The sequence below is a fragment of the Neobacillus camarae genome (assembly GCF_054950115.1).
In genome coordinates this window covers 1,159,061-1,177,534 of record NZ_JBUCKX010000003.1, presented here as the reverse complement: position 1 = coordinate 1,177,534, position 18,474 = coordinate 1,159,061, and the positions used below count along the sequence as shown (strand labels likewise).

At 42.5% G+C, this 18,474-nt stretch carries 15 protein-coding genes and 1 other annotated feature; all 15 genes read left to right on the top strand.

The window, feature by feature from the left end; all coding sequences use genetic code 11:
• Positions 1 to 34 precede the first annotated feature (34 nt).
• The 15 genes from icd to thrS all read left to right on the top strand — a co-directional run bounded on the left by icd (position 35) and on the right by thrS (position 18,416).
• A complete protein-coding gene (icd, locus tag ACY8D0_RS21200; protein ID WP_462412468.1) occupies positions 35 to 1,303 on the top strand; it encodes an NADP-dependent isocitrate dehydrogenase in 1,269 nt (422 codons plus the stop codon).
• A gap of 220 nt (positions 1,304 to 1,523) precedes the next feature.
• Positions 1,524 to 2,462 (top strand): malate dehydrogenase, encoded by a 939-nt coding sequence (gene mdh, locus ACY8D0_RS21195; RefSeq protein ID WP_462412467.1) that lies wholly within the window; start codon positions 1,524 to 1,526, stop codon positions 2,460 to 2,462.
• 145 nt (positions 2,463 to 2,607) lie between these two features.
• Positions 2,608 to 3,324, top strand: a complete 717-nt coding sequence (locus ACY8D0_RS21190; RefSeq protein WP_462412466.1) for a response regulator — start codon at positions 2,608 to 2,610, stop codon at positions 3,322 to 3,324.
• A complete protein-coding gene (gene pnpS / locus ACY8D0_RS21185) occupies positions 3,321 to 5,066 on the top strand; it encodes a two-component system histidine kinase PnpS (RefSeq protein WP_462412465.1) in 1,746 nt (581 codons plus the stop codon). The genes ACY8D0_RS21190 and pnpS overlap by 4 nt, the downstream gene beginning before the upstream one ends.
• 21 nt (positions 5,067 to 5,087) lie before the next feature.
• Complete coding sequence (gene polA, locus ACY8D0_RS21180) at positions 5,088 to 7,724, top strand: DNA polymerase I (protein ID WP_462412464.1); 2,637 nt, start codon at positions 5,088 to 5,090, stop codon at positions 7,722 to 7,724.
• Positions 7,725 to 7,755: 31 nt separating this feature from the next.
• The gene (gene mutM / locus ACY8D0_RS21175) at positions 7,756 to 8,580 is read left to right on the top strand and encodes a DNA-formamidopyrimidine glycosylase (protein WP_462412463.1); all 825 of its coding nucleotides are present in this window, start codon (positions 7,756 to 7,758) and stop codon (positions 8,578 to 8,580) included.
• Positions 8,581 to 8,707: 127 nt separating this feature from the next.
• A complete protein-coding gene (ytaF, locus tag ACY8D0_RS21170) occupies positions 8,708 to 9,343 on the top strand; it encodes a sporulation membrane protein YtaF (RefSeq protein ID WP_462412462.1) in 636 nt (211 codons plus the stop codon).
• 191 nt (positions 9,344 to 9,534) lie between these two features.
• Positions 9,535 to 10,134 (top strand): dephospho-CoA kinase, encoded by a 600-nt coding sequence (gene coaE / locus ACY8D0_RS21165; RefSeq protein ID WP_462412461.1) that lies wholly within the window; start codon positions 9,535 to 9,537, stop codon positions 10,132 to 10,134.
• A gap of 171 nt (positions 10,135 to 10,305) precedes the next feature.
• Entirely contained in the window at positions 10,306 to 11,337 is a 1,032-nt protein-coding gene (locus tag ACY8D0_RS21160) for a glyceraldehyde-3-phosphate dehydrogenase (protein WP_462412460.1), read from the top strand.
• Positions 11,338 to 11,699: 362 nt separating this feature from the next.
• Positions 11,700 to 12,086, top strand: a complete 387-nt coding sequence (locus tag ACY8D0_RS21155) for a hypothetical protein (RefSeq protein WP_462412459.1) — start codon at positions 11,700 to 11,702, stop codon at positions 12,084 to 12,086.
• Between the two features lie 99 nt (positions 12,087 to 12,185).
• A complete protein-coding gene (nrdR, locus tag ACY8D0_RS21150) occupies positions 12,186 to 12,647 on the top strand; it encodes a transcriptional regulator NrdR (protein ID WP_462412458.1) in 462 nt (153 codons plus the stop codon).
• A gap of 52 nt (positions 12,648 to 12,699) precedes the next feature.
• Positions 12,700 to 14,088, top strand: coding sequence for a replication initiation and membrane attachment family protein (locus ACY8D0_RS21145; protein ID WP_462412457.1), 1,389 nt, complete (start codon positions 12,700 to 12,702; stop codon positions 14,086 to 14,088).
• An 11-nt stretch (positions 14,089 to 14,099) separates the two neighbouring features.
• Positions 14,100 to 15,029 (top strand): primosomal protein DnaI, encoded by a 930-nt coding sequence (gene dnaI, locus ACY8D0_RS21140; RefSeq protein ID WP_462412456.1) that lies wholly within the window; start codon positions 14,100 to 14,102, stop codon positions 15,027 to 15,029.
• Between the two features lie 139 nt (positions 15,030 to 15,168).
• Positions 15,169 to 16,095, top strand: a complete 927-nt coding sequence (locus ACY8D0_RS21135; protein WP_462412455.1) for a putative sporulation protein YtxC — start codon at positions 15,169 to 15,171, stop codon at positions 16,093 to 16,095.
• A 100-nt stretch (positions 16,096 to 16,195) separates the two neighbouring features.
• Positions 16,196 to 16,439: a binding site (T-box leader), on the top strand.
• 42 nt (positions 16,440 to 16,481) lie between these two features.
• Positions 16,482 to 18,416: a threonine--tRNA ligase gene (gene thrS, locus ACY8D0_RS21130; RefSeq protein ID WP_462412454.1), complete on the top strand. Its 1,935-nt coding sequence runs from the start codon at positions 16,482 to 16,484 to the stop codon at positions 18,414 to 18,416.
• The last annotated feature ends 58 nt before the right edge of the window (positions 18,417 to 18,474 follow it).

The following is an 18,474-nucleotide window of genomic DNA, read 5'->3' as shown; positions in this document are numbered from 1 at the left end:
ATAAGCTTATACATAACCAGGAGGGAGAACAACTATGCAAGGCGAAAAAATTACGGTAACAAACGGGGTATTAAACGTTCCTAACAATCCAATTATTCCATTTATCGAAGGTGACGGTACAGGTCCGGATATTTGGGCAGCTTCGTACAGAGTGCTCGATGCGGCTGTCGAAAAGGCCTATAAAGGAGAACGCAAATTAGTCTGGAAAGAAGTTTTGGCTGGAGAAAAAGCATTTAACCAAACCGGTGAATGGCTGCCAAAAGAAACACTGGATGTCATCAATGAATACCTAATAGCAATTAAGGGTCCATTAACCACTCCTGTCGGCGGCGGTATCCGCTCGCTGAACGTGGCATTAAGACAAGAGCTTGACCTATTCGTGTGCTTGCGTCCTGTAAGATGGTTTGAAGGTGTTCCTTCACCGGTAAAACGTCCTCAAGACACTGATATGGTCATTTTCCGTGAAAATACGGAAGATATTTATGCTGGTATCGAATATGAAAAAGGTTCTGAAGCTGTAAAGAAAGTAATAGACTTCTTACAGAATGAAATGGGCGTGAAAAAAATCAGATTCCCGGAAACATCAGGAATCGGCATTAAACCAGTTTCAGAGGAAGGCACTAATCGCCTTGTCCGTGCGGCTCTCAACTATGCAATTAAAGAAGGACGCAAATCCCTGACACTTGTCCATAAAGGAAACATCATGAAGTTTACCGAAGGAGCATTTAAAAACTGGGGTTACGAGCTTGCGGAAAAAGAATTCGGCGATAAAGTATTTACTTGGGCTCAATATGACCGCATCAAAGCAGAACAAGGCTCGGATGCAGCCAACCAAGCACAGGCGGAAGCAGAAGCAGCAGGCAAAATTATCGTTAAAGATGCGATTGCTGATATCTTCCTGCAACAAATTTTAACACGTCCTCGTGAATTTGATGTAGTAGCTACTATGAACCTAAACGGTGACTATATCTCTGATGCCCTTGCAGCACAAGTTGGAGGCATCGGTATTGCACCAGGCGCTAACATCAACTATGAAACTGGACATGCGATCTTTGAAGCAACCCATGGTACTGCACCTAAATATGCAGGATTAGACAAAGTGAATCCTTCATCCGTTATTTTATCCGGCGTGCTTATGCTTGAGCACTTAGGCTGGAATGAAGCGGCAAATCTAATCATAAAATCAATGGAGAATACCATTGCTTCTAAAGTAGTTACTTACGACTTTGCCCGCTTAATGGATGGAGCAACCGAAGTAAAAACTTCTGAGTTCGGTGACGAATTAATTAAAAATATGGATTAAGAATTCTAAAAAGATATAAAATGCGAAAGCGCCCGTTTTGGACTCGACACAGCAAATAGAAAACAACTAAAGGGGAAGCTGTTTTTTAATAACTTGCTGTATGTTAAGTGCTGAAGAATCACGGGCGCTTTTGTTTATTTATTTACTGTTTTTAGAGTATAGGCCGAAATCAAGAAGATGGCCTTTCTTTAAATAAATACGAACAAAGGGGATGGGTAGAATGTCTTTGAAACGTAATAAGATATCTGTGATTGGCGGCGGATTCACTGGAGCTACTACAGCATTTTTACTTGCTCAAAAAGAACTTGGGGATGTCGTATTAGTCGATATTCCTCCAATGGAAAACCCTACAAAAGGGAAAGCACTAGATATGCTTGAAGCAAGCCCGGTCCAGGGATTTGATGCAAATATCATTGGTACTTCCGATTACGAAGATACAAAGAATTCTGATATTGTTGTCATTACGGCGGGTATTGCCCGTAAGCCTGGCATGAGCCGTGACGACTTGGTTCAAACCAATCAAAAGGTCATGAAAAGTGTCACTAAAGAAATCGTCAAACACTCTCCCAATTGTATCATTGTCGTGCTGACAAACCCTGTTGACGCTATGACCTATACGGTATATAAGGAATCCGGGTTCCCTAAAAACCGAGTGATTGGCCAGTCTGGCGTTCTTGACACAGCTCGTTTCCGCACCTTTGTTGCCCAAGAATTAAACCTTTCCGTTAAAGATATTACCGGGTTCGTTATGGGCGGACACGGTGACGACATGGTTCCGCTTGTTCGCTATTCGTATGCCGGAGGAATTCCATTAGAAACTTTAATCCCCAAAGACCGATTAAATGCCATTGTAGAACGTACCAGAAAAGGCGGCGGAGAAATCGTTAACCTTTTAGGCAATGGAAGTGCTTATTACGCACCTGCGGCATCGTTAGTTGAAATGTGTGAAGCCATGCTAAAAGATCAGCGACGCGTGCTGCCAACCATTGCATATCTTGAAGGGGAGTACGGGTATGAAGGCATCTATCTAGGTGTGCCAACCATCCTGGGGGCAAACGGCGTTGAAAAGGTAATAGAATTGGATCTTACGGCTGAAGAAAAAACTGCACTAGATAAGTCAGTGGATTCTGTCAAAAATGTGATGAATGTTTTAGCTTAAATAAAAAAATTATTCGGGGGCCTTGCTCCCGGATTTTTTTTTGAAGTTCCCAATGTATTGACTAAAAAGCTTGCGGACAAGTAAACTCGCATGTTTTATATTATAATAAAATTAGCTAAAGAGAACTTTCAAAGGCGGGGATTGGATGAGTGCAAAGGTACTTGTTGTGGATGATGAACAGTCAATTGTAACATTGCTCAAATATAACTTGGAACAAGCAGGATACGAGGTAATTACGGCAATGGACGGGGAAACTGGAAAAAACCTGGCCGAACAGGACAACCCGGATATAATGATTTTGGATCTTATGCTCCCAAAAATGGATGGGGTCGAAGTTTGCAAGCAGCTTCGCCAGGAAAAAATCATGGTCCCAATCTTAATGCTGACAGCCAAAGACGACGAACTGGATAAAATATTGGGGTTAGAGCTGGGTGCGGATGACTATATGGTTAAACCATTTAGTCCAAGAGAAGTGATTGCCCGGGTAAAAGCCATCCTAAGGAGGGCCAATATCCAAACGGAGGCGTCCGGTGAGGCCGTTCGGGACGAAGGTAAAATCATCATTGGGGCATTGACCATTTTTCCTGAAAAATATGAAGCATTTTTTAATGATCAGAAACTAGAGCTTACCTTAAAGGAGTTTGAGCTCTTGTTATATCTAGGACAAAATAAAGGAAGAGTTTTGACACGTGACCAATTATTAAGTGCTGTTTGGAATTACGACTTTGCGGGCGATACTAGAATAGTTGATGTCCATATTTCACATTTAAGAGAAAAAATTGAAGAGGATACCAAGAAGCCCATCTACATCAAAACCATTCGTGGTCTTGGTTATAAGCTGGAGGAGCCAAGGGAAGAATGACCAAATTCCGGACAAAGCTTTTTATTGCGTTAATCACCTTGATTATCTGTGTGCTAGTCGGGTTAGGAATATTGCTTGGTCAGTTATTTAAAAGCTATTATTTGCATTCATTTAATGAGCGTTTAAAAATTGAAAACGAATTGCTAAGTTTTTATATTGAGGAAAATGGCGGGATTGACTCGTTTAGTGAGCAAACTGTCTTGAAAATCAGTGATTTGCTGAACGTCCGTACCACCGTGACGGATACGAATGGGAACATATTATATGACACTGGCGTTGTGGATAATTCCGGAATAAGCAAAATTATATCCGAAGTGATTAAAAAAAAGACAAAACAGGATGAAAAATTTGAAGAGGGCGATGGTTTCGACCTTCATTATTATTGGAGACCAATCAAAAAAGACGATCAAACCGAAGGGTATATCTTTCTAAGCATTAGAACCAATGAGCTAAAACAGGCCTATGGGCAAATTTGGTGGATCCTCTCCATCAGCTTAGGCCTAGCGCTAATCGTAATCATTTATCTTGGCATCCGCATTGCATCATCCTATACCAAACCGATTGAAGAGGCGGCCAGAACTGCCAAGGAGCTGGCTAAAGGAAATTACCGTGCCCGCGCTTCTGTGGAGAGGCCGGATGAAACAGGGATGCTGGCATCGTCCATTAATCTGCTCGCAGAAAATCTCGAGGAACTGGAAAAAACCCAGGAAATTCAGCAGGACCGGTTAACAGCATTGATTCAAAATATCGGGGCGGGACTCATCCTGATTGACAGCCGCGGCTATATCAACCTGATTAACAAAGGCTATATAGATTTGTTTCATGTTAAACATGCGGACTATTTGAGCAAACTCTATTATGAAGTTATTGATCAAATGGAAGTATGTCAGATCGTAGCTGAAGTTTTCCGGACAGAACATAAGGTGAGCAAGCAATTGCATGTACCGGTGGGAATCGAGAGAAAGTACTTTGATGTATACGCAGTTCCGATTATTGGGACAAACCATGTATGGAAAGGTGTTTTAGTCGTTTTCCACGATATTACCGAATTGAAAAAACTAGAACTGATGAGAAAAGACTTTGTAGCCAATGTTTCCCATGAACTCAAGACCCCTGTTACTTCCATCAAAGGGTTTTCAGAGACGTTATTGGATGGGGCGATGAATCAAAAAGAAACACTGGAAGCCTTTCTTTCAATCATCTTAAAAGAAAGTGATCGGCTGCAATCTTTGATTCAGGAATTATTGGAACTATCCAAACTGGAAACGCACGGATTCACTTTATCCAAGCAGGAATTAGATTTGCACCATATGTTGGAAGACGTGATGAAATTGCTTTCCGGAAAGGCAAAGGAAAAAGATATATCGCTTAAACTGAACTGTTCACCAAGTCCTGTCACCATTAATGGGGATTTAGACCGTCTAAAGCAGGTTTTTATCAATTTAATTGCGAATGCCATTACTTATACTCCTGCCAATGGAGAAGTGTCTGTGACTTTAGCAGAACATGACGGGGCAGTCGTTGTTTCAGTAAAAGACACCGGGATTGGAATAGAAAAGAAAGAAATCCCACGGATATTTGAACGATTTTACCGGGTCGACCGCGCCAGAAGCCGCAACTCCGGAGGAACCGGGCTAGGTTTAGCCATTGTGAAGCATATAATTGAAGCCCACCACGGAAGCATTAGCGTGGAGAGTGAAGTGGGAAAAGGCAGTGTATTTAAGGTCAAACTACATAAATAGAAAAAAGATGGAAGGTGTGATTTGGTGGAAACAAAAAAACTAGTTCTGATTGACGGGAACAGTATTGCTTATCGTGCATTTTTTGCCCTTCCCCTGTTGAACAATGATAAAGGCATACATACAAACGCGGTGTACGGTTTTACGATGATGCTGATGAAAATTCTTGAAGACGAAAAGCCAACCCATATGCTTGTGGCATTTGATGCGGGTAAAACGACTTTCCGGCATAAAACATTTTCTGAATACAAAGGCGGGAGGCAGAAAACACCACCTGAATTATCCGAGCAATTTCCGTTTATCCGCGAGCTTTTGGATGCCTACCAGATTTCGAGATACGAGCTCGAGAATTACGAAGCGGATGATATTATCGGCACGCTTTCCCTAAAAGCGGAACAAGAAGGGTATGAGGTCAAGGTCATTTCTGGAGATAAAGACCTGACCCAACTTTCGTCACCAAGTACAACAGTTGGCATTACAAGAAAAGGGATTACTGATATTGAGGAATACACGCCCGAACATGTGATGGAGAAATACGGCCTGACTCCTGGGCAAATCATTGACATGAAGGGGCTGATGGGGGACCCGTCAGACAATATTCCAGGGGTGCCTGGAGTGGGTGAAAAAACAGCCATCAAGCTGTTAAAGGAATTTACAACAGTGGAGGAACTGCTCCAATCTCTTGCACAGGTCAATGGGAAGCTGAAAGAAAAGCTCGAGGAATATAAAGACCAAGCCATCATGAGCAAACAGCTTGCAACGATTGAAAGGCAGGCACCCGTTGAAGTGGACTTTAACCATATTGGGTATGAAGGATATTCACGGGAAAAACTCATTGGCTTGTTTAAGGAATTGGGTTTCACTTCTTTGCTGGACAGATTGGGCGAAGGACCCGCAGAAACAGAGGAACTGAAATTAGAGGATATTGAGTATGTGATACCAGAAGAAATCACCGATGAAATATTTGCGGATGAAAACTATTTTTATGTGGAAATGCTTGACGACAACTATCATCATGCGGACATGATCGGTTTTGGCCTTGTCAATGAAACAGGCAATTACTTTCTGCCGACTGAAGCAGCATTAGCGTCCAAGGCATTTAAAACATGGGCAGAAGATCCGCAGAAAACAAAGGTTGTGTACGATGCTAAACGGTCCGAGGTATCGTTAAGGCGATTTGGCATTCACTTGACAGGGGCAAAATTTGATATTTTAATGGCCTCTTATTTGTTGAATCCGTCCGAGACTCTTGAAGATCTTGCCTCAATCTCAAAAAAATACGGTTTGAATAATATACAGTCGGATGAATCCTTCTATGGGAAAGGGGTAAAAAGAAGAGTCCCTGAAACCGAAGCCCTTGCCGGTCACCTTGTGCGAAAAAGTCTGATGATGGCTGAGTTAAAGGACAAGCTTGAAGATGAATTAAAGGCCAATGAACAATACGAGTTATTCAAGGAATTGGAAATGCCGTTATCGCTGATTTTAGCCGATATGGAATCGACTGGTATTAAAGTGGAACGCGACCGTTTGCAGGCAATGGGCCGAGAACTGGGCGAGCGCCTGGTGGAAATTGAAGAAAGAATCTGCGAACTTGCCGGTGAAAAATTCAATATCAACTCCCCAAAACAGCTGGGGATTATCCTTTTTGAAAAAATGCAGCTGCCGGCCATTAAAAAAACGAAGACTGGGTATTCGACTTCTGCTGATGTATTGGAGAAACTGGCCTCTGAACACGAAATCATTGAGCATATTTTACTCTATCGCCAGTTAGGCAAGCTGCAATCCACGTATATCGAGGGCCTGCTGAAGGTCATTGACCCGAAAACGGACAAGGTTCATACGAGGTTCCAGCAAACCCTGACGGCAACAGGAAGATTAAGCTCCATCGATCCCAACCTGCAAAACATTCCGATTCGCTTGGAGGAGGGCCGAAAGATCCGCCAGGCTTTTGTTCCATCTGAAGAGGGCTGGGTCATTTTCGCCGCGGACTATTCCCAAATTGAACTGCGCGTCCTTGCCCATATTTCCGAGGATGAAAAACTTATTCAGGCATTTAAAGAGGACTTAGACATTCATACCAAAACCGCCATGGAGGTTTTCCATGTTGGCAAAGATGAAGTAACCTCCAACATGAGACGCCATGCGAAGGCTGTTAATTTTGGCATTGTTTATGGAATCAGTGATTATGGCCTCTCCCAGTCGCTTGGCATTTCGAGAAAAGAAGCCGGTCAATTTATTGAGCGCTACCTTGACAGTTATCCGGGTGTAAAGACTTATATGGATGAGATTATCCATCTGGCCAAACAAAAAGGTTATGTTACGACATTGATGAACAGACGAAGGTACTTACCGGATATTACCGCACGCAATTTCAATTTAAGAAGCTTTGCCGAGAGAACAGCGATGAATACCCCGATTCAGGGTAGTGCCGCCGATATTATTAAAAAAGCAATGATTGATATGGACGAGGCTTTAAAGGACAAGGGTTTAAAATCCCGGCTGTTATTGCAGGTACACGACGAACTCATCTTTGAATCCCCCGAAGAAGAAGTGGAAATTCTAAAAGAGTTAGTTCCGTTGGTAATGGAAAATGCCCTTGAATTAAAAGTGCCTCTAAAAGTGGATTATGCCTACGGCCCGACATGGTTCGATGCAAAATAATGGATGAGTTGAACAGGAAGGAGGGGATTCCATGCCAGAGCTTCCTGAAGTGGAAACAGTCAGAAAAACTTTAATTAAATTGGTCCAATCAAAAACTATTGAAAATATCACCGTTCATTGGCCTAAAATCATTAAAAATCCTCTAGAAGTCGAGCAATTTATTGATGCCTTGAAAGGGGAAACCATCATTGATGTTGGCAGACGGGGAAAATTTTTAATTATTTATACCAACCATTTTGCTCTCGTATCCCATTTGCGCATGGAAGGCAGGTACGGGCTGTACCCTGGTGAGGAACCTTATGATAAACATACCCATGTGATTTTCCATTTTACTGATGGGACAGAATTGCGCTATCGCGATGTGAGGAAATTTGGCACGATGCATTTGTATAGAAAAGGGGAAGAGTTTGAAAAACCTCCATTAGTCGAGCTCGGTCCCGAGCCTTTTTCCGGGGAGTTTACCAAGCAATATTTAAAAAGTAAGTTGTCCAAAACCAATCGAAAAATAAAACCGGCCCTGCTGGACCAAACCATCTTGGTAGGCCTTGGAAATATATACGTGGATGAAGCGCTCTTCCGTGCGGGAATTCATCCGGAGCGATTGGCGAGTTCGGTAACAGACAAAGAAATTGCCAAACTTCATAAAGAGATTACTGATACATTGGGCGAGGCAGTCAAAAAGGGCGGCAGCACGATACGTTCCTATGTAAACTCCCAGGGTGAAATTGGCATGTTTCAGCTTGAGTTATATGCCTATGGCCGTGAGGGGGAAGCGTGCAAAAAATGCGGCAGGCCGCTTGAAAAAATGAAAGTCGGCGGCCGGGGCACTCATTACTGTCCTCACTGCCAAAAATAAAGCATTCGGAATGGACTTATTGATCGGCCTAAGAGCAAAAGCACTTGTCGCGAGAACAAATGAATAACATAGGATGGGCTCCTGCCATATACTATCGTAGTGATTTTGGGAGGAAGGAGCCTAGAATATGGGTCAGATGTTCTCACTACTGTTACTCGCATTTGCTCTTAGTATTGATAGCTTCAGTGTTGGTTTCACTTACGGACTTAGAAAAATGGTTATGCCAGTGAAGTCGGTTTTGATTATAGCAGCTTGTTCCGCTATTTCACTTTTGATAGCAGTATCCATTGGCCACGGGCTGTCAAAAGTAATCTCACCGGAACTGACAACAAAATTAGGGGGATTCCTGTTAATTTGTATCGGAGCGTACGTATTGTATCAATTTTTCCGGCCTGAAAAGGAAAAAGAATTAATTGATGAGGAAACAACGATTGTCAACTTTGAAATCCGCTCGCTGGGGCTTGCTATCAATATATTAAAAAAACCAATGTCGGCTGATTTTGACCACTCCGGGACAATCACCGGCATCGAGGCCTTCATGTTAGGCTTCGCTCTATCGCTGGATGCATTCGGTGCAGGAATCGGCGCCGCCATGATGGGGTTTTCACCTGTGGAGTTAGCTTTGGCATCGGCGATCATGAGTTCTTTGTTTGTTTTGTTTGGGATTAAAAGCGGAAGTTATTTTCATAGGTTTAACTGGATACAACGTTTCTCGTTTTTGCCGGGGATTTTATTAATTATTATAGGAATCTGGAAATTATAATGGACTTGGCTCTGTTAAACGATATGGTTGATTCTGTAAAACCCTGTTGAGTGGAGCGGATATGTTCGACTCCTGCGGGAATACGGGGCCGAAGAGGTTCCCTGGCACGCCTTCAGGTTCGCTGAACTTCTTTCGCTGTAATCAACAGCCACCAAATTTAACTGAGTCCTGAAAATAGAAAGGAAAACCAAATGACACTTGTGATCGGATTAACAGGCGGTATTGCCAGTGGAAAAAGTACAGTATCCAATATGTTCAAAGAATTGGAAATAACAGTGATCGATGCCGATGTAGAAGCACGCCTAGCCGTGGAAAAAGGGGAACCTGCCTACCAGCAGATTGTTTCTGAATTCGGGGAGCAAATATTACTGGCAAATGGCGAAATTGATCGGCCGAAACTGGGATCAATTATTTTTCATGACTCGGTCAAAAGATCTCGCCTCAATGAAATCACTCACCCTCAAGTCCGGAAACGAATGACACAAAAGATGCAGGCAGCGATTCAAAACGGGGAAAAAGCGGTTGTTATGGATATTCCGTTACTATTTGAAAGCAAATTGACCCATATGGTTGAAAAAACCATACTGGTTTATGTTGATTCAGAAACTCAGTTAAACCGGTTAATGGCCCGCAATCAATTATCCGAAGAAGAAGCGAGGGCGAGAATCCAGTCACAAATGCTATTGAATGAAAAAGTGAAACTGGCGGATGCCGTCATTGACAATACTGGGTCAATGGAAACCTCCAAACAACAGCTGATAACAATATTAGAGGGCTGGGGAATTAAATAAATCCAGTTAAAAAAAGAGGGCACTCCCTCTTTTTTTTGTTGGTAAAGTTTCTGAAAAATAAAACTTTTTTATAAATGTGCCTTTTATTCATCGCAATGGAACTTGAATGTGTTATACTAAAAGTAATATAAAGTGTTAAAAGTATAACACTAATTCGGAAGGGGCTGTACAATGAAGGCGCGAGTTGCAATAAATGGTTTTGGGAGAATTGGGCGGATGGTTTTCCGACAGGCAGTACTTGAAAAAAACCTTGATGTTATAGCCATCAACGCAAGCTATCCGTCGGAAACGTTAGCTCACTTGATTAAATATGATACCATCCATGGAAGGTTCCAAGGTGAAGTCATTCCTTTAGATAATGAGTTACTGGTGAATGGACGACGGGTGAAATTATTAAATGAGCGTGACCCTATGCAGCTGCCATGGCGGGAGCTAGGAGTTGATATTGTAATAGAAGCGACAGGAAAGTTTAATTCCAGAGAAAAAGCGATGCTGCATCTCGATGCAGGCGCCAAAAAGGTCATCCTTACAGCACCGGGAAAAAATGAGGATGTAACGATTGTGATGGGTGTAAACGAAGATGTACTGAATATTGAACAGCATAGCATTATTTCCAATGCGTCTTGTACGACCAACTGCCTGGCACCAGTTGCCAAGGTACTGGATGACAGGTTTGGGATTGAAAGCGGCCTAATGACAACGATCCATTCCTATACCAATGATCAAAAAAATATTGATAACCCGCATAAAGATTTACGCAGGGCACGCGCCTGCGGTCAATCCATCATTCCAACCACTACCGGTGCGGCAAAAGCCATCTCCCTTGTCCTTCCGCAACTAAAGGGAAAATTGCACGGCATTGCATTAAGGGTACCAACCCCGAATGTGTCATTGGTTGATTTAGTGGTCGATTTGAAGCAGGATGTAACGATCGAGCAAGTGAATCAAGCATTTACCGAGGCCAAGAACGGTCCATTAAAAGGAATTTTGGACATTACCATGGATCCGCTCGTTTCGGTCGATTTTAATACAAATGATTACTCGGCGGTCATAGACGGCCTTTCTACCATGGTCATGGGGACAAGAAAAGTGAAAGTGTTAGCTTGGTATGACAATGAATGGGGTTATTCTTCCCGTGTGGTCGACTTAACCTTGCATGTTGGTGAGGCAATGGCCAAAACATCCAAGGTGAAGGCTGGATAAAGGAAAAGCATGAGTGTGGCTGCTGGTGGTAATGTTAAGGAAAAAACATAGTTCTTAAATTGATGGCTCTGTTAACGAAAGGTTGATTTTTTGTGATTGGAGCGGATAAGTTCGATTCCTGCGGGGGTACGGGGCTGGGGAGACCCCGCAGGCGCTTCAAGTGCCCGAGCAGGCTCCTCTGCACACTCGCTGGTTCGCTGAGCTTCTTTCGCTACAATCAACAGTCAAATTTAACAGAGCTAAACTAATAGATGATATGATATAATATTGACATTAAGGGGTGTATAATTGACACCTCTTTTTATATTATTAGGAATATGTTATACATTAAAATATATTTAAAAAGTATTGGAGGAGATACGATGGCCAATTTGTTTATCCGGTATAAGAGGTCGATTGAAACCTCGGACAGGCAATCCGATGAATCTTTGAAAACGCATTATTATAAAACAAGACTGAACCAAATGATGGACACGGTAGAAAAGCTGTTTAAAGAAGATGCGGATTGCCAAATTAAAACCGTGTCAAAAGAACATGGCGAAATTGCTGTTGACGTAAAAAAACCATTTCCGTGCTTTCTCATAGCTACTGTTATTCAATCAAAGCCGCTCGAAACTGCGGTCGATTTTCATATTTCAACTGAAAAAATCTCGCTGACCGGGGCCCATCCCGCCTTGAAAAAGCGGATTAACGCCTACTATGACCGGCTTAATAAGTTACATACCGAAATAAAACCCAATAAAAACTAAATAGCTTCTACTTGTGTATCGATATTCTTTTATATAAGATAATAGTAGGATTTTGTTGTATATGGATCGGATTTGTTTAGATTTGGAGTTGAGTTGCCGATGAAATGCCCTTCATGTCAGCATTATGGTACACGTGTACTGGATTCCCGACCGGTAGATGAAGGACGAGCCACAAGAAGAAGACGTGAGTGTGAAGAATGCGGCTATCGCTTTACTACTTTTGAAAAAATCGAAGAGATTCCTTTGATTGTGGTCAAAAAAGAAGGGACCAGGGAGGAATTCAGCCGCGATAAAATCCTTCGCGGATTGATTAAAGCTTGTGAGAAGCGGCCTGTTGCCCTCAAGGAATTAGAGGATATTACCCATGGTGTCGAAAAGGATTTACGCAGTCAAGGGATTTCTGAGATTAAAAGCGAAGCCATTGGTGAGATGGTCATGGACAGACTGGCAAAAGTGGATGAGGTAGCTTACGTGCGCTTTGCTTCTGTATACCGTCAATTTAAGGATATTAATGTTTTTATTGATGAATTAAAGGAATTGATTAAGAAAGAGAAATCCTAGAGCCAAGAGGTTTTTGGCTCTTTTTACCATTATAATGAAAGGTCGGAAAAACATGGCGCAGCATTGGCAGGAAATTCTTCCTATCGACCGTTATATTGTAACAGCTAATGGGCTGCTGCATGATTATGACCGAAAAGTTTTGACAATGTTGTATCAGCCGTTAATTGGCTCAGCCTGTCATAGTCTGTATATGACCCTTTGGGCAGAGCTTGAGGAAAATCGGCTTTGGTCGGAATCCTCTACCCATCACTTATTAATGAATCTTTTGGATATGAATTTAAAGGATATTTACCAGGCACGGCTAAAGCTGGAAGGAATCGGGCTGTTAAAATCCTACGTTAAAGTAAAGGAAGAAGAACGTTCATTTATTTATGAACTGGTGCCTCCTTTAAATCCTGAACAGTTTTTTCTCGATGGAATGCTAAATATATATCTATACCGTAAAATCGGAAAAAAACATTTTGCTCGGCTGAAGCGGTTTTTCTCCGATCAGGGGCTACCAAACGAACAAGGGTATCAGGATGTAACAAAGGCTTTTCAAGATGTGTTTGCTTCAGGGACACCCGCAAATCTACAATATCTGCAGGATTTATCCGAAGAGTTGGACAGTGAAGAGTCAGAACGGTTTATCGGCCGGCACGACCAGAAGGGAATTACGCTTGAGGGGTATACTTTTGACTTTGACTTGCTGCTGGCCGGATTGCACGAATCTCTGGTGCCAAGGAAAGCCATTAACCAAAAGGTAAAAGAGGTTATTAGCAAACTGGCGTTTCTCTATCAAATTGATGCCATTCAGATGAAAAAATTCATTATGGACGCGCTTGATGAGCATGATGAGATTGATGTGGAGCAACTGCGAAAAGCAGCCCGAAATTGGTACCAATTTGAAAATTACGATCAGCTTCCAAGCCTGATTGAGCGAACCCAGCCGGAGGCCCATAAACAGCAGAGTGAGAAGCCCAAAACAAAGGACGAACAATTGGTTCTTTATTTTGAAACGGTATCGCCCTTAAAGGTTTTAAGGGATTTATCCGTCGGCGGCGAACCTTCAGCTTCTGAAATTAAAATTGTAGAAGAAGTGATGATTAACCAAAAGCTCTTACCGGGTGTTATTAACGTCCTCATTTGGTATGTCATGCTGATAAACGATATGAAATTTACGAAGGCGTATGTGGAGACCATTGCCAGCCAATGGGCCAGGAAACAATTAAGGACCGTTAAGGAAGCCATGGAATTTGCCAGAACGCAACACAAAAACAAAAATACGAAAACTTCCGGGAAATCTTCCAATAGAAAACCGACCCGGACTGAATTTCTCCCTGACTGGTTTAATGAAGAACAGCCAGCTAAAGTGGAAAATAAGCGGGGAGAGGAGAATGTCTCCGATTTGGAAGCTAAAAAACGGGAAATAGAAGAAATGCTAAAGGCATTTGATGATTAGGATGGTGAAGTATGGAAAGAATTAACCAAACATTAAAGCGGTTAGCCTCTAGCGACAATTTCCAAAAACGGTACGAAAAAATCCGCCAGGAAACTTTATCACATCCTGACATCAGGGCATTTATTCAAAAGAATCAAGAACAGATTTCGGAAGAAACAATTGAAAAAAGCTTAAACAAGCTCTATGAGTACATCAACCAGAGCAAGGAATGTGATAAATGTGAAAGCTTGGATGGCTGCATCAATATGATGAAGGGCTATCAGCCGGAGCTCGTTTTAACAAGAAACAGCATTGATGTAACCTATGAGCGTTGTCCGCGAAAAGTATTGGATGATGAACGGCGGAAAAACGAAAAACTGATTAAAAGCCTTCATGTTCCAAGGGATATTATTAGCGCCACGTTCGAAGACTTGGAACATGATGCCGAACGGATTGATGCGGTTCAAAAAGCGGCTCTGTTCCTAAACAATTACGACCAAGGCAAGCCAACAAAGGGCCTTTACTTTTACGGGAAGTTTGGGGTTGGAAAGTCTTATCTGCTTGGTGCGATTGCCAACAGGCTGGCGAAAAAACAAATCTCTTCTATGATTGTGTATGTACCTGAGCTGCTGCGTGAAATGAAAAGTGCGATTGCAGATTCAACGTTGAATGAAAAGATTGAAGCGTTAAAAAAAGAGCCGATTTTAATGCTGGATGACATTGGGGCCGAAGCAGTTTCGAGCTGGACGAGGGATGAGGTTTTAGGCCCAATTCTCCAGTATCGGATGCTGGAGAAACTGCCGACGTTTTTCACTTCAAACTTTGATTTTCAAGGTCTCGAGCATCATTTAGCCCATTCTCAACGGGGCGAAGAGGAAAAAGTCAAAGCCCGCCGGATTATGGAACGGATACGGGCACTAAGTGAACCGGTATTAGTGGCAGGTCCTAACCGGAGGACCTAATTGAATTCTTAATGTTTCTGAGGGCGGCCTATCTAAGGCTGTCCTCTTTTTTATGGAATCGACTATTCTGGCAACTTCTATTTTGGCCAAGTTCCCCATATATATTAAAAACAGATATTTGGTAAAAGGGGGGGTTTGGTTGGTAGAAATCATCTTCCAAAATAAAATAGATGCCATCAAATGCTATGACCACTTTTGTAAATGCTTTAAGCAAGTTCCGGACCTTATGGATAATCTTCTTTTAGAAGATCGATATAAAGTAAAAATTCAGGACCTTCCAGTTGCAGAGGACATTATGGAACTCGTGAAGACGGGGTTTTATCAATTTATCACCTTCGTAAAACGGGATGATTGGTTTCAGGAAATAATAAGCGAACAATTTTATTTTAAAGAAGCCGAAGAGCAGCAACAAATTATGGAAATCCTTTATTCTATCCTTGAGGGCCAGCGCGAGGACTTGTCTATGTTTATCAAGGATAAGAATGAAGATCCAAAAATTAAAGAGGCGATTGACCATATATTTAAGGACCAAGTGACGTTTTCTTTCGACTCATTTGTGAAGTTTCGCCTGCGTTCCTATCTTCAGCACCTGGAGAGATATGTGGAAATTTCGATTGATGAATATAAAATGGAACAGGAATATCAAATGTTTGTTCAGATGCTAAGGGATTTTTTAGCTGACCGTGAGCCCAAAGCGGATGTCCTTCATTTATTGCTCGATGAGGAAATTACGTTTTACAACCAGCAGCTGAAAGAAATAAAAAGGAGCGAATTGACAAAAATGATTGACCGAAAACTGCTGGTGAATCATCCAATTTATGTCGATTCGGCTACGATTGCTCCATTGCTGTCACTTGCCCCAACCTCAATTTTCCTTTATACAAGGGACAAAGAAGCCCCGCTGGTCCGGACAATCAAGAATATTTTTGAAGAGAGGGTGATTATTAAATCCTACCAATCCCTTCGCAGCTTGGGGGATATTGACCTGGACGCGGATGCTGCTGAAAATCATGGCTCCTACCGAAATAAAAACAAACAATATAGGCGTGATATCCTTGATTTTTAAATTTAAACTGATTATAATAACCTACATAGCAAGAAAAGAGGATGCACTTGGTCAGCGTAGTATGGCCAGGAGTTGGCCTATTTTCAAAGAATAATGATAGCAACAAGTTATGATAAGGACAACAGCGTTTTTTTACGGATTATAGAGAGGGAGGTCCAGGCTGCAAGCCTCCTATCACGGAAAAGATGTTTACCGCCTTTAAACTTCAGCAGTGAACTCTTCTGATGGAAGAAAGTAATTGTTGACGGTCTCAGCCGTTACCTGACCTAAAGTCATTTTTTATCCTGGTGATGGAAAATGAAAACTTGGGTGGAACCACGTGTTAATTCAAACTCGTCCCTTTCTTGAGGGACGGGTTTTTTATTTTTTTAAAGGAGGAGAAAGATATGGAAGACGTTGTAAAAATTACGTTTCCTGATGGAGCAGTGAAGGAGTTTCCTAAGGGAACAAAAACAGAAGATGTCGCCGCATCGATTAGCCCGGGCCTTAAGAAAAAGGCAATTGCCGGTAAATTAAACGGTAATCTAGTTGACCTTCGCCGTCCGCTATTTGAAGACGGTTCAATAGAGATTGTGACTCCGGAGTCTAAGGACGCACTAGAGGTATTGCGCCATAGTACGGCCCATTTGATGGCCCAGGCAGTTAAACGGCTTTACCCTAATACCAAGCTGGGGGTTGGTCCTGTCATTGAAGGCGGTTTTTATTATGACATGGATCTGGAGGAATCATTAGCTCCGGAAGACCTGCCAAAGATTGAAAAAGAAATGGCAAAAATTGTGAATGAAAATCTGGAGATTGTCCGTAAAGAGGTTAGCCGTGAGGAAGCCGTTGAGTTATACAAAGAAGTCGGCGATCCTTATAAGGTAGAACTGGTCGAGGCGATTCCAGCAGGAGAAACAGTCACCATTTATGAACAAGGTGAATTCTTTGACCTTTGCCGCGGTGTCCATGTCCCATCGACAGGCAAAATTAAAGAATTTAAATTATTAAGCATTGCCGGAGCTTACTGGCGCGGCGACAGCGATAATAAAATGCTTCAGCGCGTCTATGGAACGGCCTTTTTCAAAAAAGAGGATTTGGCTGAGCATCTCCGCATCCTCGAAGAAGCAAAAGAGCGTGACCACCGGAAACTGGGCAAAGAGTTAAACTTATTTACCAATAACCCAAAAATCGGCCAGGGGCTGCCGCTTTGGCTGCCTAAAGGCGCAACGATCCGCCGCATCGTGGAACGATATATTGTCGATAAAGAAATTAGCTTGGGCTATGACCATGTCTATACGCCTATCATGGCCAATGTCGAGCTTTATAAGACTTCCGGCCACTGGGATCACTACCATGAAGACATGTTCCCTGTGATGGATATGGATAACGAGCAATTGGTGCTTCGTCCGATGAACTGCCCGCATCACATGATGGTATACAAAAACGCTATTCACAGCTATCGTGAACTGCCAATCCGGATTGCTGAGCTAGGCACGATGCACCGCTATGAAATGTCCGGAGCCTTATCCGGCCTGCAGCGTGTCCGCGGCATGACGTTAAATGATGCCCATATCTTCGTCCGTCCGGATCAAATTAAGGAAGAATTCCAACGTGTTGTTAATTTGATTTTGGATGTATATAAAGATTTTGATATCAAGGATTATTCCTTCCGGTTATCCTACAGGGACCCGCAGGATACAGAAAAATACTTTGACGATGATGCCATGTGGGAAAAAGCACAAAGCATGTTAAAAGAAGCGATGGATGACCTTGGTCTTGACTATTTCGAAGCCGAAGGGGAAGCTGCCTTCTACGGACCTAAGCTGGATGTTCAAGTCAGAACAGCGCTTGGAAAAGACGAAACGCTGTCGACTGTCCAATTGGACTTCTTGCTGCCAGAACGCTTTGACTTAACTTATGTTGGAGAAGACGGCAAACAGCATCGTCCAGTTGTTGTCCACCGCGGCGTTGTATCCACAATGGAGCGGTTTGTTGCCTACCTGATTGAAGAGTATAAAGGCGCATTCCCAACTTGGCTGGCACCAGTGCAAGCTCAAGTGATTCCTGTATCTCCTGATGCGCATTATGACTATGCAAGGAAGGTTCAAGAGCAACTGAAAGCACAAGGTTTCCGTGTCGAATTGGATGGCCGTGATGAAAAAATCGGCTATAAAATCCGAGAAGCGCAGATGCAAAAAATTCCATATATGCTGGTGGTCGGTGACAAAGAGATGGCGGAAAATGCTGTCAACGTCCGTAAATACGGTGAGCAAAAATCCGAAACGATAGCCTTTGAAGAGTTTCTTGCCGCGCTTAAAGCAAAAGTTCAACACAATTAATGAGCAACTGAGGGTCGAAGCCGGCCCTCAGTTGTTTTTTGAATAAGGTATTGAATAA

What these genes read in the sequence shown, in the direction of transcription:
- icd (WP_462412468.1), top strand. Translation starts at nt 35, where the DNA reads ATGCAAGGCGAAAAAATTACGGTAACAAACGGGGTATTAAACGTTCCT.
- coaE (WP_462412461.1), top strand. Translation starts at nt 9,535, where the DNA reads ATGACACTTGTGATCGGATTAACAGGCGGTATTGCCAGTGGAAAAAGT.
- ACY8D0_RS21190 (WP_462412466.1), top strand. Translation starts at nt 2,608, where the DNA reads ATGAGTGCAAAGGTACTTGTTGTGGATGATGAACAGTCAATTGTAACA.
- ACY8D0_RS21155 (WP_462412459.1), top strand. Translation starts at nt 11,700, where the DNA reads ATGGCCAATTTGTTTATCCGGTATAAGAGGTCGATTGAAACCTCGGAC.
- ACY8D0_RS21145 (WP_462412457.1), top strand. Translation starts at nt 12,700, where the DNA reads ATGGCGCAGCATTGGCAGGAAATTCTTCCTATCGACCGTTATATTGTA.
- ytaF (WP_462412462.1), top strand. Translation starts at nt 8,708, where the DNA reads ATGGGTCAGATGTTCTCACTACTGTTACTCGCATTTGCTCTTAGTATT.
- dnaI (WP_462412456.1), top strand. Translation starts at nt 14,100, where the DNA reads ATGGAAAGAATTAACCAAACATTAAAGCGGTTAGCCTCTAGCGACAAT.
- pnpS (WP_462412465.1), top strand. Translation starts at nt 3,321, where the DNA reads ATGACCAAATTCCGGACAAAGCTTTTTATTGCGTTAATCACCTTGATT.
- mdh (WP_462412467.1), top strand. Translation starts at nt 1,524, where the DNA reads ATGTCTTTGAAACGTAATAAGATATCTGTGATTGGCGGCGGATTCACT.
- ACY8D0_RS21160 (WP_462412460.1), top strand. Translation starts at nt 10,306, where the DNA reads ATGAAGGCGCGAGTTGCAATAAATGGTTTTGGGAGAATTGGGCGGATG.
- nrdR (WP_462412458.1), top strand. Translation starts at nt 12,186, where the DNA reads ATGAAATGCCCTTCATGTCAGCATTATGGTACACGTGTACTGGATTCC.
- thrS (WP_462412454.1), top strand. Translation starts at nt 16,482, where the DNA reads ATGGAAGACGTTGTAAAAATTACGTTTCCTGATGGAGCAGTGAAGGAG.
- mutM (WP_462412463.1), top strand. Translation starts at nt 7,756, where the DNA reads ATGCCAGAGCTTCCTGAAGTGGAAACAGTCAGAAAAACTTTAATTAAA.